The sequence below is a fragment of the Pseudomonas sp. HLS-6 genome (genome assembly GCF_002753995.1).
Lineage (GTDB): Bacteria > Pseudomonadota > Gammaproteobacteria > Pseudomonadales > Pseudomonadaceae > Aquipseudomonas > Aquipseudomonas defluvii.
In genome coordinates, this window is sequence record NZ_CP024478.1 from 2,830,015 (window position 1) to 2,851,586 (window position 21,572).

Annotated in this window: 19 protein-coding genes; 15 read left to right on the forward strand and 4 right to left on the reverse strand. The window is 61.6% G+C overall.

Features of this window, described 5'->3' with window-relative positions; all coding sequences use genetic code 11:
* The first annotated feature begins 78 nt into the window (after nucleotides 1-78).
* Both exaA and CS390_RS13200 read left to right on the forward strand, forming a co-directional pair.
* Nucleotides 79-1,950 (forward strand): quinoprotein ethanol dehydrogenase, encoded by a 1,872-nt coding sequence (exaA, locus tag CS390_RS13195; RefSeq protein ID WP_065758345.1) that lies wholly within the window; start codon nucleotides 79-81, stop codon nucleotides 1,948-1,950.
* 115 nt (nucleotides 1,951-2,065) lie between these two features.
* A complete protein-coding gene (locus tag CS390_RS13200) occupies nucleotides 2,066-2,719 on the forward strand; it encodes a pentapeptide repeat-containing protein (protein WP_099774921.1) in 654 nt (217 codons plus the stop codon).
* Here CS390_RS13200 and CS390_RS13205 read toward each other — a convergent pair.
* Entirely contained in the window at nucleotides 2,716-3,357 is a 642-nt protein-coding gene (locus tag CS390_RS13205) for a response regulator transcription factor (protein ID WP_099774923.1), read from the reverse strand. The genes CS390_RS13200 and CS390_RS13205 overlap by 4 nt on opposite strands.
* 166 nt (nucleotides 3,358-3,523) lie before the next feature.
* Here CS390_RS13205 and CS390_RS13210 point away from each other — a divergent pair, with 166 nt between their 5' ends.
* From CS390_RS13210 to CS390_RS13270, 13 genes are all read left to right on the forward strand, one after another.
* Nucleotides 3,524-4,069, forward strand: a complete 546-nt coding sequence (locus CS390_RS13210; RefSeq protein WP_099774925.1) for a PQQ-dependent catabolism-associated CXXCW motif protein — start codon at nucleotides 3,524-3,526, stop codon at nucleotides 4,067-4,069.
* A 44-nt stretch (nucleotides 4,070-4,113) separates the two neighbouring features.
* Nucleotides 4,114-4,779, forward strand: a complete 666-nt coding sequence (locus tag CS390_RS13215; RefSeq protein ID WP_099774927.1) for a response regulator transcription factor — start codon at nucleotides 4,114-4,116, stop codon at nucleotides 4,777-4,779.
* A gap of 549 nt (nucleotides 4,780-5,328) precedes the next feature.
* Nucleotides 5,329-6,435 carry a 3-deoxy-7-phosphoheptulonate synthase gene (locus CS390_RS13220; protein WP_099774929.1) on the forward strand — a complete coding sequence of 369 codons (1,107 nt, stop codon included), beginning with the start codon at nucleotides 5,329-5,331 and terminating at the stop codon, nucleotides 6,433-6,435.
* A 33-nt stretch (nucleotides 6,436-6,468) separates the two neighbouring features.
* Nucleotides 6,469-6,750 (forward strand): peptidylprolyl isomerase, encoded by a 282-nt coding sequence (locus CS390_RS13225; protein WP_065758339.1) that lies wholly within the window; start codon nucleotides 6,469-6,471, stop codon nucleotides 6,748-6,750.
* 145 nt (nucleotides 6,751-6,895) lie between these two features.
* Nucleotides 6,896-8,752: an extracellular solute-binding protein gene (locus tag CS390_RS13230; protein ID WP_099774931.1), complete on the forward strand. Its 1,857-nt coding sequence runs from the start codon at nucleotides 6,896-6,898 to the stop codon at nucleotides 8,750-8,752.
* Nucleotides 8,749-9,807, forward strand: a complete 1,059-nt coding sequence (locus CS390_RS13235) for a microcin C ABC transporter permease YejB (protein ID WP_065758337.1) — start codon at nucleotides 8,749-8,751, stop codon at nucleotides 9,805-9,807. The genes CS390_RS13230 and CS390_RS13235 overlap by 4 nt, the downstream gene beginning before the upstream one ends.
* Nucleotides 9,807-10,829, forward strand: a complete 1,023-nt coding sequence (locus CS390_RS13240; protein ID WP_065758336.1) for an ABC transporter permease — start codon at nucleotides 9,807-9,809, stop codon at nucleotides 10,827-10,829. Before CS390_RS13235 ends, CS390_RS13240 begins: the two co-directional genes overlap by 1 nt.
* Nucleotides 10,830-10,868: 39 nt before the next feature.
* Entirely contained in the window at nucleotides 10,869-12,251 is a 1,383-nt protein-coding gene (locus CS390_RS13245; protein WP_099774933.1) for a sigma-54-dependent Fis family transcriptional regulator, read from the forward strand.
* A 267-nt stretch (nucleotides 12,252-12,518) separates the two neighbouring features.
* The gene (locus tag CS390_RS13250) at nucleotides 12,519-13,910 is read left to right on the forward strand and encodes a GntP family permease (RefSeq protein ID WP_065758334.1); all 1,392 of its coding nucleotides are present in this window, start codon (nucleotides 12,519-12,521) and stop codon (nucleotides 13,908-13,910) included.
* A gap of 10 nt (nucleotides 13,911-13,920) precedes the next feature.
* A complete protein-coding gene (gene hbdH / locus CS390_RS13255) occupies nucleotides 13,921-14,691 on the forward strand; it encodes a 3-hydroxybutyrate dehydrogenase (protein WP_065758333.1) in 771 nt (256 codons plus the stop codon).
* A 106-nt stretch (nucleotides 14,692-14,797) separates the two neighbouring features.
* Nucleotides 14,798-16,768, forward strand: a complete 1,971-nt coding sequence (locus tag CS390_RS13260) for an acetoacetate--CoA ligase (RefSeq protein ID WP_099774935.1) — start codon at nucleotides 14,798-14,800, stop codon at nucleotides 16,766-16,768.
* A gap of 39 nt (nucleotides 16,769-16,807) precedes the next feature.
* A complete protein-coding gene (locus tag CS390_RS13265; RefSeq protein ID WP_065758331.1) occupies nucleotides 16,808-17,083 on the forward strand; it encodes a peptidylprolyl isomerase in 276 nt (91 codons plus the stop codon).
* A gap of 132 nt (nucleotides 17,084-17,215) precedes the next feature.
* Nucleotides 17,216-19,651, forward strand: a complete 2,436-nt coding sequence (locus tag CS390_RS13270; protein ID WP_099774936.1) for an autotransporter outer membrane beta-barrel domain-containing protein — start codon at nucleotides 17,216-17,218, stop codon at nucleotides 19,649-19,651.
* A 6-nt stretch (nucleotides 19,652-19,657) separates the two neighbouring features.
* Here CS390_RS13270 and CS390_RS13275 read toward each other — a convergent pair whose 3' ends face one another.
* From CS390_RS13275 to CS390_RS24980, 3 genes are all read right to left on the reverse strand, one after another.
* Entirely contained in the window at nucleotides 19,658-20,284 is a 627-nt protein-coding gene (locus tag CS390_RS13275; RefSeq protein ID WP_065758329.1) for a LysE family translocator, read from the reverse strand.
* A 17-nt stretch (nucleotides 20,285-20,301) separates the two neighbouring features.
* On the reverse strand, nucleotides 20,302-20,997 hold the full coding sequence (locus tag CS390_RS13280) for a metallophosphoesterase (protein ID WP_099774938.1): 696 nt from the start codon (nucleotides 20,995-20,997) through the stop codon (nucleotides 20,302-20,304).
* A gap of 201 nt (nucleotides 20,998-21,198) precedes the next feature.
* Complete coding sequence (locus CS390_RS24980; RefSeq protein WP_065758327.1) at nucleotides 21,199-21,534, reverse strand: hypothetical protein; 336 nt, start codon at nucleotides 21,532-21,534, stop codon at nucleotides 21,199-21,201.
* Between the last annotated feature and the right edge of the window lie 38 nt (nucleotides 21,535-21,572).

Genomic DNA, 21,572 nt, shown 5'->3' on the forward strand with positions numbered 1-21,572 from the left:
GCGGGAGTTTTTCCATATCACGCAGCGCAGCAGCGTTCCAGTCTATGCAGGCCAAAACCTCCATTGGGAACACTCACCATGACAATAAGATCGTTACCCGCCGCGCTTTCGCCACTGTCCATCGCCGTGCAGACCGTCCTGCTGGTCGGCAGCCTTGCCCTGGCCCCGGCCGCCCATGCCAAGCCCGTGAGCTGGGAAGACATCGCCAACGACCACACGACCACCGAAAACGTATTGCAGTACGGCATGGGCACCAACGCTCAGCGCTGGAGCCCGCTGGCTCAGGTCAACGACAAGAACGTGTTCAAGCTGACCCCCGCCTGGTCCTATTCGTTTGGCGATGAGAAGCAGCGGGGCCAGGAATCCCAGGCCATCGTCAACGACGGTGTGATCTATGTGACCGGCTCATACTCGCGGGTATTCGCCCTCGACGCCAAGACCGGCAAGCGTCTGTGGACCTACAACCACCGCCTGCCCGACAACATCCGTCCGTGCTGCGACGTGGTCAACCGTGGCGCCGCCATCTACGGCGACAAGATCTACTTCGGCACCCTCGACGCCCGGGTCATCGCACTGAACAAGGACACCGGCAAGGTCGTCTGGAACAAGAAGTTCGGCGACCACAGCGCCGGTTACACCATGACCGGTGCGCCGACCTTCGTCAAAGACCAGAAAAGCGGCAAGGTCCTGATGATTCACGGCAGCTCTGGCGATGAATTTGGCGTGGTCGGCCAACTGTTCGCCCGCGACCCGGACACCGGTGAAGAAGTCTGGATGCGTCCGTTCGTTGAAGGCCACATGGGCCGCCTGAACGGCAAGGACAGCACCCCGACCGGTGACGTCAAGGCGCCGTCCTGGCCGAACGACCCCACCACCGAAACCGGCAAGGTCGAAGCCTGGAGCCATGGCGGCGGCGCCCCATGGCAGAGCGCCAGTTTCGATCCCGAAACCAACACCGTCATCGTCGGTGCCGGCAACCCTGGCCCGTGGAACACCTGGGCACGTACTGCCAAAGACGGCAACCCACACGACTACGACAGCCTCTACACCTCCGGCCAGGTAGGCGTCGACGCCACCACCGGCGAAGTGAAATGGTTCTACCAGCACACCCCGAACGACGCCTGGGACTTCTCCGGCAACAACGAACTGGTGCTGTTTGACTACAAGGACAAGGATGGCAAGCAGTACAAGGCCACCGCCCACGCCGACCGTAACGGTTTCTTCTACGTGGTTGACCGCACCAACGGCAAGCTGAAGAACGCCTTCCCGTTCGCCGACAACATCACCTGGGCCAGCCATATCGACCTCAAGACCGGTCGCCCGGTCGAAAACCCGGGGCAGCGTCCAGCCAAGCCTGAGCCAGGCCAGACGAAGGGCAAGCCGGTCGAAGTCTCGCCGCCGTTCCTGGGTGGCAAGAACTGGAACCCAATGGCCTACAGCCAGGACACCGGGTTGTTCTACGTGCCGTCCAACCAGTGGAAAGAGGAATACTGGACCGAAGAGGTCAACTACAAGAAAGGCTCGGCGTACCTTGGCATGGGCTTCCGTATCAAGCGCATGTACGAAGACCACGTCGGCTCGCTGCGAGCCATGGACCCGACCACCGGCAAGATGGTCTGGGAACACAAAGAGCGCCTGCCGCTCTGGGCCGGTGTACTGGCCACCAAGGGCAACCTGGTGTTTACCGGTACCGGTGACGGCTTCTTCAAGGCCTTCAACGCCAAGACCGGTGAAGAGCTGTGGAAATTCCAGACCGGTAGCGGCATCGTTTCGCCGCCCATTACCTGGGAGCAAGACGGCGAGCAGTACATTGGCGTAACCGTCGGCTATGGCGGCGCGGTACCACTGTGGGGTGGCGACATGGCCGAGCTGACCAAGCCGGTGGCACAGGGTGGTTCGTTCTGGGTGTTCAAGATCCCGGCTTGGGACACCAAGACCGCTCAGCGCTGATGTGAACCTCAGGGGCGCCTCTGGCGCCCATCGCCAGCAATGCCGGCAGCTAGCGCAACGCGTTGTAGCTGCCGGCTTGCCAGCGATAGCCCTCTCACTGCCCCAGGAGACTCCCATGAAGTACCTTCCACTGCTGCTCGTCGTGGCCATGAGCCCCGTCTTCGCCGCCAGTAGCGACACCGGCGACGACACGCCGTTGACGATCAACGGCTGCGTCATCCAGCCCGAAAGCCAGTGCCCCGATGCAGACCTGCGCAATGCCGACCTGAGCAATCAGGACCTGCGCAAGATGAACCTGGCGGGCGCGGATCTGCGCGGGGCCAACCTGCGGCACGCCCGCCTCGACCTGGCCAACCTGGAAAAAGCCAACCTGCAAGGCGCCAACCTGACCCGCGCCAGCCTGCAACAAAGCAACCTGCGCCTGGCTGACCTGAGCGGCGCCAACCTGATAGCGGCGCAAGCCTGGGGGGTCTTTGCTCAGGGTGCCAATTTCAACGATGCCAACCTCAGCGCAGCCTACCTGGAGTTTGGTCGACTCTCCGGTGCCAAGCTGCACAAGGCCAACCTGCAAGCTGCGGACCTGGAAATGACCTGGCTGAGTAAAGCCGACCTCAGGGGCGCCAGCCTGGTCGATGCCAACCTGCAAGAAGCCAAGCTGGGTGAGAGCAACCTGGAACAGGCCGACCTGCGCGGTAGTCGCCAGCACTATGCGAATTTTCAGGACAGCAACATGGAGGCCTGCCAAGGCTGCCCGGTTTCGTGGGACTAAGCGGCAATCCGCAGCAGGCCGGCGTCAATCGCCAGGTGCACCAGCTCGGCCTGCGAGCTGACCTGCAGTTTGCTCTTGAGCAAGGTCAGGTAGTTGGAAACGGTCTTGGCGCTGATACACAACTGCTCGGCAATGAGCCGGCTCGGCGTACCTTTAGCCAGCATCAGGAAGATCTCCGTCTCACGCTGCGTGAGGCCGCGAAGGCGTGCGTCGCCTGCCTGCATATGGTGGGACTGGCAGGCCAGTTGGGTCGCCAAGGACTGTTCGATGTAGGCGTGCCCGGACAGCACCCGACGAACTGCCTCCACCAGTATCTGAGGTTGCACGGCTTTGGACAGGAAGCCGCAGGCGCCGGCATCAAGCGCTTGTCGCACTAGGCTCAATTCGGTGTGTTCGCTGAAAAACAGGATTCGCAACTGCGGTACGCGCTGACGCAGGCGCCGGGTGGTTTCCAGGCCGCTGATACCGGGCAGGTCGAAATCCATGATCAATAACCCTGGCAGTTGCTCCTGCACCCGCTGCAGGGCCTCCTCACCACTGGCCGCCTCGGCAATCGGCAGCTCAGGCAACGCCTCGCGCAAGGTGTGTGCCAGGCCAAGGCGGACCATCGGGTGGTCGTCGACCAGCAAGATCTCCATACAGCCTCCGGCAGTGAGTGGGTTGGTCGTCGCAGGCCTTCATGCTAGAGCTGCCACAACGCGCACAATCTAATACTTTGGTACTGCTTTAGCTGTCGATGGTCGCATTCACAAAGCGTCACGACTGGCCTGTAATGAAGGCATAACAAAAATGAGACTGCCGACCATGTTGCGTGCCATGTCCGCCCTCGTCTGCCTGACGCTATCTGCCGTCGTGGCACTGCCGGTGCTTGCCGAAACGCCGCTGTTTTCCAGCGATGGCTACCGCATTGCCCTGTATCGAAGCCCCACCCCTGCCCACGCCGAACCGGCGCAAACCCTCGACACCAAACAGTTGCAAAGCCTGCTGCGGGAAACACCGGGGCCTGTGCTGATCGATGTCTACCGCCGCACCTGGTTGCATGGCCAGTTCATCGATAGCGAAGCGCATGCCAACCTGCCCGGTAGCCATTGGCTGGCCAACACCGGAGACGGCGAGTTGAGCGCTGACTGGGCGGCCTACTTCCAGAAACACCTGCACCGCCTGAGCGCTGGCGACCGGCAACGCCCACTGGTGTTCTATTGCCGCTCTGATTGCTGGCTAAGCTGGAACGCGGTCAAACGTGCTGCCAGGCTGGGCTACACCCGGTTGTACTGGTACCGTGACGGCATCGACGCGTGGGAGGCCGCCGGGCTGCCACTGAGCGCTGCAACACCCGAAGTCTTCCCCTGAGTTTCCTGCCTGCGAGCATGACCACAACAATAAGGTGCAAAGCCATGTACAAGATTCTGATCGCCGACGACCACCCGCTGTTTCGCGAGGCCATCCACAATGTGATCAGTGACGGCTTCCCTGGCAGTGAAGTGCTGGAAACCGCCGACCTGGATAGCGCCCTGGCGCTCACTCAGAACGCCGATGACCTCGACTTGATCCTGCTTGATCTGAACATGCCGGGCATGCACGGTCTCGGCGGGCTGATCAACCTGCGTAACGAGGCCCCCACGGTACCGGTGGTCATTGTCTCGGCTGAACAGGACAAGCAAGTGGTCCTGCAGGCCATCACCTATGGCGCGGTGGGCTTCATCACCAAATCCTCACCACGGTCGCAAATGACCGAAGCCATCGAGCAGATCCTGAACGGCAATGTCTACCTGCCGCCTGACATCATCCGCACCCAGAAAAACACCAGCCGGCGTAGCCAGAACGAGCCTCAGGGGTTTGCCCCGGAGCTGCTCCAGGCACTGACCCGCAAGCAACTGCTGGTGCTTGAACGAATGACCAAGGGTGAGTCGAACAAGCAGATCGCCTACAACCTCGATATCGCCGAAACCACGGTCAAGGCCCATGTCTCGGCCATTCTGCGCAAGCTCAACGTGCATAACCGGGTGCAGGCGATTCTCAGTGCCGGCGACATCGACTTTACCGCCTACTTGCGACGCTGAGCGGGCAGGTTTATCGCACTCATGCAAAAAGACTATTGAATCCGCGGGCCGCCCTACAGTAAGCTCGGGGACATCAACTGGAGCCAGACATGTCACTTACCACCCTCACTCAAGCACGTCACACCGGTCGCCTCGCGCAGCCGCTGCTGGTTATTGCCGAGTGCGGTAGCTGCGCTCCAGCCAGCTTTTATTTTGGGTATTGGTTTAGCCAACGGCGCCGCTGATACCTACACCGGCGCCCACTTCCAAGGGGACGCCAGGCACAGAGAATACTCAACCCCCGGTCGGCTCCCCGACCGGGGGTTTTGTTTTTGGGCGTCGTACACCACACACATTGAGGAACAGCACATGAACTACAGCACTTATTACCGTTACCCAGGTTGCATCGCGTGGCGATTTAGCCAGTTCCGTTCGGGCCTGCCAGCCGCCGCCGATCGGTCAAACACAGGTGGCAACGACACAGATGATCTTAATCCGGCCCACTGTCGAACACCTCGATAGGGCCGGCTGCGCGGGCCAGAACCCGCTCTTCGCCAAGGATTCCCGAATATGCAATCGTCCAGCCTCGCTCTGCCCCTGACTCACCCGCAACCTCAGGTTGCCGCCAATACCGCTGTTAGCCAGCGCCTGCCCAGCAGCCACATGCTCAAGCAACACCTGCCGCTTTCCAATGCGCTCAGCGCACAGGTCGAGCAGCACCGCCAAGCCGTCAAGGCCATCCTCGAAGGCCGCGATCCACGCCTGTTGGTCGTCGTCGGCCCCTGCTCCATCCACGACCCGCAATCTGCACTGGAATACGCCGAGCGCCTGGCCCATCTGGCCGAACGCGTCGATGACCAGATGCTGCTGGTGATGCGCGCCTACATCGAAAAGCCACGCACTACGGTCGGCTGGAAAGGCCTGGTCTATGATCCGCAGCTGGATGGCAGCGATGACATGCACGGCGGCTTGAACCTGTCACGGCGCCTGATGCTGGACATGCTTGCGCTGGGCTTGCCGATTGCCACCGAGTTGTTGCAACCCATGGCCGCAGGCTACTTCGACGACCTGCTGAGCTGGGCCGCCATCGGTGCCCGCACGACCGAGTCACAGGTACACCGCGAGATGGTCAGTGGCCTGGCCCTGCCGGTGGGCTTCAAGAATGGCACCGACGGCAGTATCGGGATTGCCTGCGATGCCATTCGCAGCGCCGCTCATGGCCATCGTCATTTCGGCATCGATGCCCAAGGGCACCCGGCGATCATCGAGACCCTGGGCAATCCGGATACCCACCTGGTATTGCGCGGTGGTCACAAGGGCCCCAACTACGATCGCCAGAGCATTGAGCAGGCGCGCAAAGGGCTGGAAAGCGTCGGCCTGGCGCCGCGTATCATGGTCGACTGCAGCCACGCCAACAGTGGCAAGGACCCGGCCCGCCAACCACAGGTGTTCAACGAGGTGCTGGAGCAGCGCCTGCAGGGTGACCGTGCGCTGGTTGCGGTCATGCTGGAGAGCCATTTGTTCGACGGCTGCCAGGCACTGGGCAAGCAACCACTGCGCTATGGGGTATCGATCACCGACGGCTGCCTGGGCTGGAACAGCACCGAGACGTTGCTCACCAATGCCGCCGACGCACTGCGCGAGAATGCGCGGGAAAAACCCGGCGCAATCCTGTAGGCTCGCCATTTTAACGCCAAGGAGCCCTGTATCATGGCCAAAGCCACTGCCCGTCACATCCTGGTTGCCAGCGAAGCCAAGTGCAACGAACTGAAAGCCGAAATCGAAGCCGGTGCCGACTTCGCTGAAATCGCGAAGAAGCACTCCACCTGCCCGTCCAGCCGCCAAGGCGGCGACCTGGGCAGCTTCGGCCCTGGCCAGATGGTCAAGGAGTTCGACACCGTGGTCTTCAGCGCACCGGTCAATACCGTACAAGGCCCGGTGAAGACCCAGTTCGGTTACCACCTGCTGGAAGTCACCAGCCGCCAGGACTAAACGTCATCGGCATCCAGCGCACGGCCCCTGTGGGTCGTGCGCCTGGCACTGGGCCTGGAAGGATCGCAGTGCGTTGCCCCGCCGTCGTTGCGTACACTGTCAGAACGAACAGACACACACCGCCAAACGATCAGGCCAACCTTCCATGCGGTCAGCATTCTGCTACGTCCTCGCCCTGCTTTTCGTGCCAATCGCCGCATTGGCAGCGCCTTCACACGCACTGACCGTCTACGGTGAAGCCCCCCGCTACGCCGCCGGCTTCCAGCATTTCGCCTACACCAATCCCGAGGCCCCGAAAGGTGGGACGATGCGCCGCTCGGCGCTGGAAATCGGCCAGTTCGACCATGTGTTGCCCTACATCGACAAGGGCATCGGCGTCAGCCAGGTAGACGGCTGGTTGTACGCACCCTTGGCGGTGCGCAGCGAAGATGAGCCCTATACCGTCTATGGTTTGGTCGCAGAGCGCATGGAGCGTGGCCCGGATGGCTTATGGTTGCGTTTCTACCTCGACCCGCGCGCGCGCTTTGCCGATGGAACGCCGATTCGCGCTGAAGACGTGAAGTACACCTTCGCGCTGCTGATGCGTGAGGGCAACCTGAAGTACCGCACACAGTTTGCCGATGTTGCCGCGGTCGAAGTGGAGCAGCCAGGCCAGGTGCGCTTCCTCTTCAAGAACAATCAGAACCGGACCCTGCCGCTGGACCTGGCAACCCTGCCCGTGCTGCCTGAACACTGGTGGAAAACCCGCGACTTCGCAGCCGGTGGCGGCTTTGAAGCGCCCTTGGGCAGCGGCCCCTACCGCATTGCACACATCGACAATGGCCGCAGCGTCACCTTCGAGCGCAATCGCGACTGGTGGGGCAAAGACCTGCCGGTCAATCGCGGACGCTACAACTTTGACCAGATCCGCATCGAGTACTTCGGTGATACCGATGTTGCACGGCAGGTGCTGCGCGGCGGCGGCTACGACTACAACCGCGAGTTTTCTGCCACCGGCTACACCTTGGGCTACAACGGCCCGGCACTGGACGACGGTCGCCTGCAGCGCGCACACCTGGCCCGAGAAGCACCACAAAGCGCCCAAGGGTTTGTCTTCAACCTGCAACGGCCCGTGTTCCAGGACCGGCGCGTGCGTCAGGCATTGGCCCTACTCTGGGACTTCGAGTGGAGCAACCGGCAGATGATGCGAAACCTGTACATCCGCCAGAACAGCTACTTTGCCAATACAGCACTGGCGGCAACGAAACCGCCAGATGCAGAAGAGCTGGCCTTGCTCGAACCGTTGCGCGGGCAGATTCCCGATGAAGCCTTCAGCCAGGTGTTCGAGGCGCCGAAAACCGATGGTTCAGGCTTGATCCGCGCCCAGCAACTCCAGGCCCTGGCGTTGCTGAACGCGGCGGGCTGGCGAGCTCAAGGCGACCACTTGGTCAATGCCCAGGGCGAACCCCTGAGTTTCACCTTCCTCAATGCCCAAAACGGCTTTGAGCGCTTGTTGCTGCCGTGGAAGAGAACCTTGGCACAGATCGGCATTACCCTGGACATCCGTCGTATCGACGCCTCGCAGTACATCAACCGCGTGATGGAACGCGACTACGACATGATCGTCACCGGCTACCCCGTATCGCCCTCCCCAGGCCTTGAGCTGTACAACTACTTCGGTTCGGCAGCCGCCGACGACCCAGGTTCAAACAACTACATGGTGCTGCGCGACCCGGCCGTGGACCGTTTGATCGACGGCCTGGTAAAAGCCGCAACCCAGGCGGACATGCTGCGCCACGCACATGCACTGGACCGGGTGCTGCAATGGAACCACTACTGGATTCCCAACTACTATCCACCGGGCTCCTCTACCGTGTGGTGGAACCGTTTCGGCCAGCCGAAGGTGCAGGCCAGCAACGACGAGGCGCTGGACACCTGGTGGGAAATCAGCCCCACACCACTGACCAACGCACAGATGGCTGAACGGCTTGGCAAGGGCACCGTGGCCGGGAGCACCCCATGACCGGTTACATCCTGCGACGCCTACTGCTGATCGTGCCAACCCTGCTGATCATCCTGCTGGTGAACTTCGTCATCATCCAGGCGGCACCTGGCGGCCCGGTGGAACAAGCTGTCGCCCGCCTGCAGGGCATCGGTGCTGGCGCCCCGGGTTCCAGCAGCGAAACCCTGCACAGCGGCTCGCGGGCCAGCCGTGGCCTGGACCCCAAGCTACTGGATGACATCAAGCGCCAGTACGGCTTCGACAAATCGGCGCCCGAACGGCTCTGGCTGATGCTGAGCAACTACGCCCGGCTGGACTTCGGCAAGAGCTTCTTTCGCGGCGCAAACGTCACCGACCTGATCCTCGAGAAAATGCCGGTCACGCTGTCCTTGGGCTTCTGGGCGACCTTGATTACCTACCTGGTTTCCATCCCCTTGGGCATTCGCAAGGCGGTGCATCATGGCAGTGCCTTTGACGCCTGGAGCAGCACATTGATCGTGATTGGCTATGCCTTGCCGGCCTTTCTCTTCGCCCTGCTGTTGATCGTGTTGTTCGCCGGCGGCACCTCACTGAACTGGTTCCCGGTCCGCGGCCTGGTCTCGGAGAACTTTGCCGAGCTGAGCCTGCTGGGCAAAGTGGCCGACTACTTCTGGCACCTGGTATTGCCGGTCGGCGCCTTGGTGATCGGCGGCTTTGCCACCTTGACCCTGCTGACCAAGAACGCCTTTCTCAACGAAATCACCCGCCACTATGTACTCACCGCCCGGGCCAAGGGCCTGAGCCAGCGGCGAGTGCTGTATGGCCATGTGTTCCGTAACGCCATGCTGCTGGTGGTGGCCGGCATTCCGCAGGCACTGATCACGGTATTTTTCGCCGGTTCGCTGTTGATCGAGGTGATTTTCTCCCTCGATGGCCTTGGCCGCATGAGCTACGAAGCCGCCGTATCTCGGGATTACCCGGTGGTATTCGGCTCGCTGTTCATCTTCACCTTGTTCGGCCTGCTGATCCGCCTGCTGGGCGACCTGTGCTACACCCTGGTCGACCCGCGCATCGATTTCGCGACGAGGAACGCATGATGTTCAAACCCTCACCGCTTGCCCTTCGGCGCTTCCAGCGTTTTCGGCGCAACCGTCGTGGCTGGTGGTCACTCTGGCTGTTCATCGGCCTCTTTACCCTGTGCCTGGGGGCTGAACTGATCGCCAACGACAAGCCCTTGCTGCTGGGCTACAAAGGCGACCTGTATTTCCCGGCCCTCAAGCGCTACACCGAACAGGATTTTGGCGGGCAGTTGCCCTTTCAGCCCGACTACCGCAGCCAGTACGTGCGCCAGTTGATCGCGCAACAGGGTGGCTGGATGCTCTTTGCGCCGATCCCCTTCAGCGCCGACACCCCCAACTACGACCTGCTGCAACCTACCCCCAGCCCGCCGTCGACAGACAACTGGCTAGGCACCGACGACCAGGCCCGCGATGTGCTGGCGCGGGTGCTCTACGGCACGCGAGTATCGATCCTCTTTGCCCTGGCGCTGACCGCCGTCAGTACGCTGATTGGCGTTGCCGCTGGCGCACTGCAGGGCTATCACGGTGGTTGGGTCGACCTGATCGGTCAACGCCTGCTGGAAGTCTGGTCGGGCTTGCCGGTGCTGTACCTGCTGATCATTCTCTCTGGTTTCGTCGAACCGAACTTCTGGTGGTTGCTGGGGATCATGGCCCTGTTCTCCTGGCTGGCCCTGGTGGATGTCGTTCGTGCCGAATTCCTCCGTGGGCGCAACCTGGAATACGTGTTGGCCGCACGGGCCATGGGCCTGCCTGATCGGCTGGTGATCCTCCGGCATATCCTGCCCAACGCCATGAGTGCCACCCTCACCTACCTGCCATTCATTCTCACCGGCGCTATATCGACCCTTACCGCCCTGGACTTCCTTGGCTTTGGCATGCCTGCCGGCAGCGCCTCGCTGGGCGAATTGGTGAACCAGGGCAAACAGAACCTGCAGGCACCATGGCTGGGCTTCACCGCCTTCTTCGCCCTGGCGCTGATCCTGTCACTGTTAGTATTCATTGGCGATGCGTTGCGCGAAGCCTTCGATCCTCGGGCCTGAGCGGTGCATAATTCCTGACCCGGCCCCAAGGAGCGGTTCATGCACGACAGCGACAACCTCAAGGACTATCAGCGGGTACGCTTACTGGCGATTCGCTCGCTGTTCGAAATCATCGAGCAATCCAGCGAAGGCACGGTGATCGTTGACCGCGATGCACGCATCGTCTGGATGAACGAGCGCTATGCCCGCCGCTTTGGCCTGGAGGATGCCAGCAGCGCCATCGGCCAACCGTGCGAAGCGGTAATCCCCGGCACCCTGATGCGTGAAGTGGTCAGCAACGGGCGCCCCATACTGCTCGACATGCTCGACACCCCCAAAGAACCGCTGGTGGTGATGCGCCTGCCCATTCAGGATGCCAAAGGCGGCGTGATCGGCGCCATTGGCTTCGCCTTGTTTGATGAGCTGCGCAGCCTCTCGCCATTGCTCAAACGCTATTCGAGCATGCAGCAGGAACTGGCCTCGACCCGCTCGCTGCTGCAGGCGCGCCAGGCCAAGTACAGCTTCGCCCAGTTCATTGGCACCAGCGCGGCAACCCTTGAGATCAAACGCCGTGCCCGACGCGGTGCAGGCAGCGATTCACCGGTGCTGCTGCTCGGCGAAACCGGCACCGGCAAGGAACTCCTGGCCCATGCCATTCACGCGGCCTCACCGCGTGCGCACAAGGCGTTTGTCAGCATCAACAGCGCGGCCATCCCGGAAGCCTTGCTGGAAGCCGAGTTCTTCGGCACGGCGCCAGGCGCCTTTACCGGTGCAGACCGCAAGGGCCGCCCCGGCAAACTGCAGATCGCCCAGGGCGGCACCTTGTTCCTCGACGAAATTGGTGACATGCCGTTGCCGCTACAGAGCAAGTTGCTACGTGTACTGCAAGAGAAAGAGTACGAACCCGTTGGCTCCAACCAGGTGATGCGCAGTGACGTACGGATCATCGCCGCCACATCGACAAACCTGGAAGCTGCCATGGCCAATGGCAGCTTCCGTGCCGACCTGTACTACCGGCTCAATGTCTTGCCGATCAATGTGCCACCGCTGCACGCACGGCTGGAAGATCTGCCGGCCCTGAGCGAGGCGATTCTGGAAGACCTGGGTAGCCAGCATGAGCTGGATGGCGAGGCCCAGGCACTGCTGCTCCGGCATGCCTGGCCGGGCAACATACGTGAACTGCGCAACGTACTGGAGCGAGCGACCTTGCTGGCCGATCATCCACGACTCGGCGCGAGCGACATCCAGGCCGCCTTGGGCACCTTGGCGCCGCTGGCGCAACAAGCGCCACAGAAAACCTACAAACAGGCCTGCGAAGATTTCGAGCGGCAGTTACTGACCGATACGTTGGCGCAGTGCGCAGGCAACGTGCCAGAAGCCGCCAGACAACTGGGCCTTGGCCGTTCGACCCTGTACAAGAAAATGGTTGCGCTGGGGTTGTGATCGTCGCCGGCCTTGCGCGCAGCACCTGTCTCTATATAGAGAAATACCATCTCTTTATAGAGACAGTGGCCATAAAGCACTAATCCGGCTTATTTCCAGCGCCACAGCGCACTCAGGCCAATCACTTGTCTCTGTTCAGAGAAAATAGTGCCTCGCATTGCGCTTGAAAACAATAAAACCCTTATATTTCAATACGTTGTAAAACTGGCACGAATCCCGCTATCTCCGTCGCATCAACAAAAACAAGATGCCTCAAGGAGACACTCGATGAGTGTAATCATCGCCCTGGCAGCGCTTGCGCTGCTGATGCTGGCTGCCTACCGTGGTTATAGCGTTATCCTGTTCGCCCCCATCGCCGCGCTTGGCGCGGTGTTGCTGACAGACCCTTCTGCCGTTGCGCCCGCCTTTACCGGGGTGTTCATGGAGAAAATGGTCGGGTTCATCAAGCTCTACTTCCCGGTGTTTCTGCTGGGCGCCGTATTCGGCAAGCTGATTGAGCTGTCCGGCTTTTCCCGCTCGATTGTCGCTGCAGCCATACGCGTCCTCGGTACCCGCCAGGCAATGCTGGTGATCGTACTGGTCTGCGCCCTGCTGACCTATGGTGGCGTTTCGCTGTTCGTGGTGGTTTTCGCCGTCTACCCGTTCGCGGCCGAGATGTTTCGCCAGAGCAACATCCCCAAGCGGCTGATCCCGGCCACCATTGCCCTGGGCGCGTTCTCCTTCACCATGGACGCCTTGCCCGGCACCCCACAGATCCAGAACATCATCCCCAGTACCTTCTTCAACACCACCGCTTGGGCAGCGCCGTGGCTGGGGCTGATCGGTACGGTGTTTGTCTTCTGTGCCGGCATGCTTTACCTGCAACGCCAACGCAACAAGGCCCAAAGGGCCGGCGAAGGTTACGGCACGGATTTGCGCAACGAGCCCGAAACCGCCACCGACCTGACCCTGCCCAACCCACTGTTGGCCCTGTCGCCACTGGTATTGGTGGGGGTGATGAACCTGCTGTTTACCCACTGGATTCCCGCTTGGTACGGCAAGACCCATAGCTTGAGCCTGCCCGGCATGAGCACCCCAGTACAAAGCGATATCGCCAAGCTCACCGCAATCTGGGCGGTAGAAGCCGCGTTGCTGATTGGCATTCTGATGGTGCTGGTGTGCGGCTACAGGGCCATTCGCACGCGCCTGGCAGAGGGCACCAAGAGCGCCGTCAACGGTGCCTTGCTGGCCGCGATGAATACCGCGTCGGAGTACGGCTTCGGTGCAGTCATCGCCTCGCTGCCGGGGTTTCTGGTGCTGGCCGATGCGCTCAAGAGCATTCCCAACCCACTGGTCAACGAAGCCGTCACCGTCACCCTGCTGGCAGGCATTACCGGTTCTGCGTCCGGCGGCATGAGCATCGCCCTGGCAGCCATGTCGGAGACATTCATCGCTGCCGCCAACGCCGCGAACATTCCGCTGGAAGTCCTGCACCGCGTGGCTTCGATGGCCAGCGGTGGCATGGACACCCTGCCGCACAACGGTGCGGTGATTACCTTGCTGGCAGTCACCGGGCTGACCCACCGCGAAGCCTACAAGGACATTTTCGGCATTACCCTGATCAAGACCCTGGCGGTATTCGTGGTTATCGCCACTTTCTACGCCACGGGCATCGTTTAAGGAGCACAACATGAACTTCAACGGAAAGACCGCATTGGTGACCGGCTCTACCAGTGGTATTGGCCTGGGGATCGCGCAGGTATTGGCCCAGGCCGGTGCCAACCTCATACTCAACGGCTTCGGTGACGCCAGTGCGGCCATCGCCGAGGTTGCCCGTCACGGCACCCGCGTGGGCCACCACCCCGCCGACCTGAGTGATGTGCAGCAGATCGAAGACCTCTTCGCCTATGCCAACCGCGAGTTCGGGGGTGTCGATATCCTGGTCAACAATGCCGGCATCCAACACGTCGCGCCGGTTGAGGCCTTCCCCACCGAGCGCTGGGACGCGATCATCGCGCTCAACCTGTCGGCCGTGTTCCATAGCACGCGGCTGGCACTGCCGGGCATGCGCCAACGCAACTGGGGGCGGATCATCAATATCGCCTCGGTGCATGGCCAGGTCGGCTCGGTGGGTAAAGCCGCCTATGTTGCAGCCAAGCACGGGGTGATCGGGCTGACCAAGGTGGTTGGGCTGGAAACCGCCACGACCCCGATCACCTGCAATGCTATCTGCCCTGGCTGGGTGCTGACGCCGCTGGTGCAAAAGCAGATCGACGACCGCGCCGCAGGTGGCATCGATCCGCAGCAGGCGCAACACGATCTCTTGGCCGAGAAGCAGCCGTCACTGGCCTTCGTCACCCCCGAACAGCTGGGTGAGCTGGTAGCGTTCCTCTGTAGTGAGGCTGGCAGCCAGGTTCGCGGCGCCGCCTGGAACATCGACGGCGGCTGGCTGGCCCAGTAAGGCAGGCGCTTTGCCGGGCGGGCTGCGGCCAACACAGCAATTCTGGCTGTCAGCCCCGAGGTTCGCGAATACACTGTTCTCAGGACGATAACAAAGAGGACATGGCATGAACGAGGTGCTCTGGCGCCCGACCGAGGCGCAAATCCAGGCCAGCCCGATGGATGCCTTTCGTCGGCAGATCAACCGTCGCCATGGGGTGCACCTTGACGACTATCATGACCTGCACCGCTGGAGCATCGAGCAGCGCGAGGCCTTCTGGCAGGCCCTGGCCGACACGTTCGAGGTGCGCTGGCATCAGCCACCGCGGCAAGTGCTCGAGGAAGGCCCACACATGCCCGATGCTCGCTGGTTCAGCGGCGCGACCCTGAATTTCGCCGAGCACCTGTTGCGCCGCGACGACCTCCGCCGTGACAACTGCGCCGTGGTGTCACTGCGCGAAGACGGCAGCCGTTTCACCCTCAGCCACACGGAGCTGGCCGCCCAGGTTGCAGGGCTGCAGCGCAGTTTCAAGGCGATCGGTATCGGTGTCGGCGACCGTGTCGCGGCCTGCCTGCCTAACACCTGGCAAACCCTGGTGGCGATGCTCGCCTGCACCAGCCTGGGCGCCGTCTGGTCGTGCTCCTCGCCAGAGTTCGGTACCCATGGCATTGTCGACCGCTTTGGCCAGATCGAACCCAAACTGCTGATCGTCTGCGCGGGTTATCACTACGCCGGCAAAGACATCGACCAGACCGATAAAATCAACGAAGTACTGGCCCAGTTGCCAAACCTTGAGCAGGTGCTGGTGCTGCCGTACACCCGCACGCAAGCGCAGACTGCGGACTTCCACTGCGCGGCCAAGGTCAGCCTGTGGGACGACTTCTATCAGCCAGGCGGTACACCGACGTTTACCCCCCTGCCGTTCGACCACCCGCTCTACATCCTGTACTCCAGTGGCACTACCGGTGTGCCCAAGTGCATCGTTCATTCGGCCGGCGGTGTGCTGCTGCAACACCTGAAGGAACATGGCCTGCACAACAGCCTTGGCCCGGACGACACCCTGTTCTACTACACCACCTGTGGCTGGATGATGTGGAACTGGCTGGTCAGCGGCCTGGCCCTGGGCGCGACACTGGTGCTCTACGATGGCTCACCGCTGTACCCTGACGCGGGACGCCTGCTCGACCTGATCGACAGCGAGTCAATCAGCGTGTTCGGCACCAGCGCAAAGTACCTGACTGCACTGGAGCATGAAGGCCTGCAACCGCAGCTCAGCCACCGTCTGGAGCGCTTGCGCCTGCTACTGTCCACCGGCTCGCCGTTGTCACCGCAGAGCTATGACTACGTGTACCGCGCGTTCAAGCACGACCTGCATCTGGTGTCGATGTCGGGTGGTACCGACATCGTCTCCTGTTTCGTGATCGGCAACCCCACCCTGCCCGTGAGGCGTGGCGAGATCCAGTGCAAGAGCCTGGGCATGGCGGTAGAAGTCTGGAACGATGAGGGCCACCCGGTGATTGGCGAAAAAGGCGAGCTGGTCTGCACCCGACACTTCCCGGCGATGCCGTTGGGGTTCTGGAACGACCCGCAGGGCGAGCGTTTCAAGGCGGCCTACTTCAGCCAGTTTCCCGGTGTATGGGCACAAGGCGACTATGCCGAGGAAACAGCCAGCGGCGGCATTATCATCCACGGCCGCTCCGACGCCGTACTCAACCCCGGCGGTGTGCGCATCGGTACGGCTGAGATCTACCGTCAGGTAGAAAAGATCGACGAGGTGCTGGAAAGCGTCGCCATCGGTCAACACTGGCAGGACGATGTTCGGGTGGTGCTGTTCGTCCGGCTGCGCGACGGTATCGTCCTCGATGATGCCCTGCAAACACGCATCCGCCAGACCATCCGTGCCAACACGACACCACGGCATGTACCCGCAGTGATTGTGGCGGTCAGCGATATCCCACGCACCATCAGCGGCAAGATCGTCGAACTGGCAGTACGTAATGTGGTTCACGGTCAGCCGGTGAAAAATACCGATGCCTTGGCCAACCCCGAAGCACTGGCACATTTTCGCGACCGCGCAGAGCTGCGCGATGAGGCATAATCGGCGCTTTTCTCAGGCGTCACAGAGGTACCTACAGCCATGAAAGCACAGGCCCGCCATATTCTGGTCAAAACCGCCGAAGAGGCCGAGCAACTCAAGCAACGCATTGCCAAGGGCGAAGCCTTTGACGTGCTGGCCAAAAAGTTCTCCACCTGCCCTTCCGGCAAGCGCGGCGGCGATTTGGGCGAAGTGCGCCCCGGGCAGATGGTCGGTGCAATTGACCAGGTCATTTTCAAGAAACCCCTGCGTACCGTGCACGGGCCGATCAAGAGTAAATTCGGTTACCACCTGGTGCAGGTGTTCTTCCGCGACTGAACCCAGCCCGGGCCTCTCCAGCGGCGAGCCGCGGTAACCGTTCACCACCTGTCATTTCTGTCAGTTGTCAGTTTCGGCCATTGGGTTATACCCCTTGGAGCACACAGACGTGCGCCATTGAGGTACTCAAGCATGCGAAAATTTCGCTGGTTCATGACCCTCGGGGCCTTGCCCCTGTTGGGTGACGCCGCTTTTGCAGCCTGCAGCTTCGCCCCGGGGAGTGGCGACGATGCTTACGTGTGTGACAGTGGCATCGCTGCATCGCTGTCCGACACCTCAGGCGACAACAGCCTGCTGATGCCCACGGATGGCACCGGCAGTATTACGGGCAACGTGACCTTTGGCGCTGGACGTGATCGGGTGCAGATTGATTCCGGCACCATTGCGGGCAACGTCGGCCAAGGGGGCGGTATCGACACCTTCGTCATGAACGGAGGACAGATCCAATCACTCACCCAAGGCGATGGCCTCGATACCTTTCTCATGAGCGGTGGGCGCATCGTCGGCGCGTTCGAGGATGGCGACTACGCCATCATGACGGGTGGCCGGATTGGCCGCGTGAACATGAAACTGGACGACAACCTGTTCGACATGTCCGGGGGCAGCATCGACGGCAACCTGGTGGCCGGCTTCGGCAACGATACGATACTCCTCAGCAATGGCAACATCGGCGGCAACATCAGTCTCAGCGGGGGTGCCGACAACGTGACCATCAGCGGCGGCGAGGTCGGTGGCGACGTACTGCTGAGTTTCGGTAGCGACCGCTTCATCTGGAAAGACGGCGGTGTAATCCGCGGCAGCGTGCAAACCGGCCCTGATGATGATCAGGCATTGCTGATCAACCTTGATGAAACACATTTGGCCACTACCCGGCTGATTGATGGCGGCGATGGCAATGACCACCTGATCTTCGACACCAGCAGCCCGGAGGGCGGCGCTCGTTATGTGGGATGGGAGACCGTGTCATTGAATAGTGGCTCAGCGCTCACCTTGAACGATACCCTCTTGCTGGGCGATACAAACAGTGGCACTGGCGTGCTGAACATCGATTCCAGCAGCCAGTTGCTGTCACACAGCGGCGCCGTAGCGCCACTGGCCGCCGGGCAGCACGCCACGCTGAACAATGCAGGGCTGGTCGACCTGAGTGGTGGCAGCGATGCGCAAGGGCGCCTGACACTGACCGGCGATTACATCGGGCTCAATGGGGTTCTCAGACTCAACAGCGTCCTGGCCAGCGATGCAGCCCATTCCGACCGCTTGATCGTCAGCGAAGGCAGCGTTTCCGGCACCACAACCTTGCAGGTCAACAACCTGAACGGCGTTGGCGCGCAAACTGCCCAAAACGGGATACAGGTGGTTGAGGCGACAGCCGGCGCAACCAGCAGCGCCGATGCCTTCCGCCTGGGCTCGTCGCTGTCTGCCGGTGCGTATGAGTACTACCTGTTCAAAGGCGGCGTCACGGCGGGCAGCGAGAACAGCTGGTACCTGCGCTCGAGCGTGATCGCCCCCGTTACAACGGCGGAGCCGGGTGAGGCGCCGCCAGCCCTGAGTGTGCCGGTCGCGGCCCCTGGAACCCCGGCATTACCGACAGCGATCGCCGGTGAGAGCATCCCCCTGTACCGCGCAGAGGTGCCACTGTATGCGGCAGCAAGCCGTTCAGCTGCACTGCTGCCGCGCCTGACCCTGAGTACGTTCCATGAGCGCCAGGGTGAACAGAACCTGCTCAACGAAACCGGGCCGATTGCCGCCGGTTGGGCGCGAACTGTTGGTGATCAACTGCGGCAACGTTGGTCTGGTACGGTTACCCCGAGCCTTGACGGCGATCTGCGCGGCTATCAGGTGGGGCATGATCTGTATGCCGCGCTCGACAATGACGGCTATCGCCACCACCTGGGGCTGTACCTCGGTCATGCCCGGCTCACGGGTGATATCAGCGGTTTTGCCTTGGGTTTCACCGACAATCACGTCGGTGACGTGCGCCTGGATGGCGATAGCATAGGCGCCTATTGGACGCTGGTCGGCCCGCAACAGTGGTACCTGGATGGCGTGCTGCAGTACACCGACCTGGACGGTCGCACCCGCTCAGATCGCGGCGTCACATTGGACCTGAACGGCCACACGATTACCGGCTCGCTGGAAAGCGGCTATCCATTGCCCATGAACAGCCGCTGGGTGGTGGAACCGCAGGCACAACTGATCGTCCAGTCGGTCAGCCTGCACAGTGCCAATGATGGGATCTCACGGATCAGCTACGACAACCAGCACGACATCAGCGCGCGCGTGGGCGCACGCCTTAAAGGCCATTTCCAGGCCGGTCGAGTACCCGTGCAACCTTACCTGCGCAGTAACGTCTGGCAGAGCTTCGGCGGGCGCGACAGCGTCAGCTTCGACGCTGCCGATGCGATCAAGACAGATCACAAAAGCACCTGGATGGATGTCGGCGCAGGCCTCAGCGCCCAGCCAAGCCCATCCCTCAGCGTGTACGCCAGCCTGGATTACGGCTACAACCTCGACAGCCGCCAACAGGAACAGGTCGGCGCCAACCTCGGCTTGCGTGTGAGGTGGTAGCGGGCCTCACGCGCGGCGAGCAGCCAGCAGACCAACACCTGCGCAGGCAAGCAACGACGCACTGACCCGGTTGAACAGCCGGCGCCGAGCCGGCTGGCTGAACCAGCGCTGCATGTACGCCCCCAACCAGGCATAAATGGCAATGGCCAGCCATTCCAGCAGCAGGAACAAGCCACCCAATACCGCAAACTGTTCACTGACTGCAGTGTCGCTGGACACATTGACGAACTGTGGCAGGAACGCGGTGAAGATCAAAATGGCCTTGGGGTTGCCAGCTGCGACCCAGAACTCCTGACGCGCCAGGCGCAGGGTACCGGCATCGCGCTCGACGGCCACGCCGTCTTGCCCGACCGGCGCCCGCCAGAGCTGCCAGGCAATGTAGAACAGGTAGGCCGCCCCCAGCACCTTGATCATCAGGAACAGGTATTCACTGGCGTGCAAGACCACGGCCAGCCCGGTCGCGGCCAGGGCGATCATCCCGGCAAAGGCCAGCAGGCGACCGGCACCCGCCACGCAAGCGGTACGCAGACCGTAGCGGCTGGCGTTGTTAAGGGACAGCAGGTTGTTGGGCCCCGGCGCCATGTTCAAGGCAAAGCAGGCGGGCACAAACAGCAAGAGGCTCGAAAGGTCCATGGGCCACTCCAAAAACCTCAAGACTCTCGCCTGGCCGACCTCACGTCAAGCGTGGCCAACTCCAGAAAAGAGAAATGCCCGTTCAACCAGCCGCCGGTATCGATATGCCAGACATTACCGAGCACCCGCACTGATGGCCCTGGCGTATGCCCGACAATCAGCGCCCGCAAACCCGCGACAGGTGTCGGGTCATTCTGCTGCAAGCGCCGACGTGACCACTGGCAAATGTCCTGCGCAGCTTTCACCGGACCGACAGCTAGTTGATCACACCACGCCTGCCAACTGGGACTCGGGCAGTCGGCGTGCAGCACACCGACCGGGCCAGCAAGCGTGTCGATCTCCAACGCCAGCGGCAAGCGGGCAAATTGCTCGGCATATCGGGCCTGCTCTGCGGCGGGGCTATCCAGGAACCAGGCACCACCATTGGCCCGATACAATTCAACATCGAGCCACTGTCCTTGAACATGGGCCACGGCAAGTGCCTCGTGATTGCCCTGCACGGCAAAGAACCAGGGGCGCTGCAACCAGGCAAGCGCCTCTTCGCTGTCTGGCCCGCGATCGACCAGATCGCCCACGCTGAACAGACGGTCCCTGCTGGCATCGAAGCCAATCAATGCCAGTGCCTGCTCCAACCGCCGAAAATGGCCGTGAATATCACCGACCGCGAAATCCCGGCCCCGTTCATTACGCGCAACGCGCTGCAAGCGTCCCACCGCGCCCCTCCTGCTGATACGAGGCTCAGGTTTTCACGAAGACAATCCAGAACGGTAAAGAATCGATGATCTGCTCCTCGAACGCGAGCTGAACCTGACCAAGGCCGAAAGGGGTTATTTACTTCAAGCATAGCCCGCCCTGAACACGTGCCTTCACGCCTCAGGCAAGCCAATCCGTGACGGAGGTTTGCAAACGGGGAACTACAGGCACTCGTACACAGCACGTTTAACCGACGTATGCCAAGGCGCGCCCTCATAGAAGGAAATCAGGCTGCCCTCACCTTGCCGATGAACCTCAAGGTAGTCACTGGCAGTCACGCTGCCTGACACGCTGAGCTCATAGCCTCTGGAGATCGCCTTGCGATCCACCTGAGCATGCTGCTGTTGCTGCCAGCGCCCCATGACACACGCGCTATAGTCGTCCGGCGACTTTGCCGAGTGCTCTGAAATCGTTGGGGAATTGGGCGTGAGGGCCACTGGCAATGAGCATCCCGCCAGGAGCACGCTGATCATCGCGGCGACGACTGTCTTCTGCATGGCGCACCTTGAGCAAAAGCCGGCACTTTAGATCAAAG

Excerpts from the sequence above, each read along its gene's own strand:
- CS390_RS13230 (WP_099774931.1), top strand. The coding sequence starts at position 6,896 with ATGCGGTCAGCATTCTGCTACGTCCTCGCCCTGCTTTTCGTGCCAATC.
- CS390_RS13275 (WP_065758329.1), bottom strand. The coding sequence starts at position 20,284 with ATGGACCTTTCGAGCCTCTTGCTGTTTGTGCCCGCCTGCTTTGCCTTG.
- CS390_RS13210 (WP_099774925.1), top strand. The coding sequence starts at position 3,524 with ATGTTGCGTGCCATGTCCGCCCTCGTCTGCCTGACGCTATCTGCCGTC.
- CS390_RS13240 (WP_065758336.1), top strand. The coding sequence starts at position 9,807 with ATGTTCAAACCCTCACCGCTTGCCCTTCGGCGCTTCCAGCGTTTTCGG.
- hbdH (WP_065758333.1), top strand. The coding sequence starts at position 13,921 with ATGAACTTCAACGGAAAGACCGCATTGGTGACCGGCTCTACCAGTGGT.
- CS390_RS13220 (WP_099774929.1), top strand. The coding sequence starts at position 5,329 with ATGCAATCGTCCAGCCTCGCTCTGCCCCTGACTCACCCGCAACCTCAG.
- CS390_RS13225 (WP_065758339.1), top strand. The coding sequence starts at position 6,469 with ATGGCCAAAGCCACTGCCCGTCACATCCTGGTTGCCAGCGAAGCCAAG.
- CS390_RS13265 (WP_065758331.1), top strand. The coding sequence starts at position 16,808 with ATGAAAGCACAGGCCCGCCATATTCTGGTCAAAACCGCCGAAGAGGCC.
- CS390_RS13200 (WP_099774921.1), top strand. The coding sequence starts at position 2,066 with ATGAAGTACCTTCCACTGCTGCTCGTCGTGGCCATGAGCCCCGTCTTC.
- CS390_RS13260 (WP_099774935.1), top strand. The coding sequence starts at position 14,798 with ATGAACGAGGTGCTCTGGCGCCCGACCGAGGCGCAAATCCAGGCCAGC.
- CS390_RS24980 (WP_065758327.1), bottom strand. The coding sequence starts at position 21,534 with ATGCAGAAGACAGTCGTCGCCGCGATGATCAGCGTGCTCCTGGCGGGA.
- CS390_RS13215 (WP_099774927.1), top strand. The coding sequence starts at position 4,114 with ATGTACAAGATTCTGATCGCCGACGACCACCCGCTGTTTCGCGAGGCC.
- CS390_RS13270 (WP_099774936.1), top strand. The coding sequence starts at position 17,216 with ATGCGAAAATTTCGCTGGTTCATGACCCTCGGGGCCTTGCCCCTGTTG.
- exaA (WP_065758345.1), top strand. The coding sequence starts at position 79 with ATGACAATAAGATCGTTACCCGCCGCGCTTTCGCCACTGTCCATCGCC.
- CS390_RS13205 (WP_099774923.1), bottom strand. The coding sequence starts at position 3,357 with ATGGAGATCTTGCTGGTCGACGACCACCCGATGGTCCGCCTTGGCCTG.
- CS390_RS13235 (WP_065758337.1), top strand. The coding sequence starts at position 8,749 with ATGACCGGTTACATCCTGCGACGCCTACTGCTGATCGTGCCAACCCTG.
- CS390_RS13245 (WP_099774933.1), top strand. The coding sequence starts at position 10,869 with ATGCACGACAGCGACAACCTCAAGGACTATCAGCGGGTACGCTTACTG.
- CS390_RS13250 (WP_065758334.1), top strand. The coding sequence starts at position 12,519 with ATGAGTGTAATCATCGCCCTGGCAGCGCTTGCGCTGCTGATGCTGGCT.